The organism is Mesorhizobium sp. M00.F.Ca.ET.216.01.1.1 (genome assembly GCF_004010325.2).
GTDB lineage: Bacteria > Pseudomonadota > Alphaproteobacteria > Rhizobiales > Rhizobiaceae > Mesorhizobium.
Map to the genome: position 1 here is coordinate 1 of NZ_SADR02000285.1, position 350 is coordinate 350.

The window sequence follows — 350 nt, forward strand, 5'->3', positions numbered from 1 at the left end:
CGCGACCAGCGCCGCGACTGTGAAGCCGAGCGCGCCGCTTTCCGGCGGCATCACATAGGCGAGCTTCTTCGACTGCGAGGCGAGCCGCGCCTGCACGTTCTGCACGGCTGTCACGGGACCCAGCGGATAGGTCGCCGAATTGATCGCTTCGGGCGCGCCGAGATACGCGACCATCACGGCCGCGCCTTCGGTGGCTTCTTCGACGGAGACCACCTTGACCGTATCGGTCGGGTAGTAGTCGCCGGCCACGAAATGCGCGGCGAGATGCCGGGCGGACTCGATCGTGCCGCCCCCGCCGCTGCCGAAAAAGGCCGCGCCCAATAACAGCGGTTCCAGATCTTCCGGGCGTA

Annotated in this window: 1 protein-coding gene; it reads right to left on the reverse strand. The window is 67.4% G+C overall.

What is annotated here, in order from left to right:
- On the reverse strand, positions 1 to 350 hold a 350-nt coding region (locus EN859_RS36125), incomplete at both ends, for a DUF917 family protein (protein ID WP_135913669.1).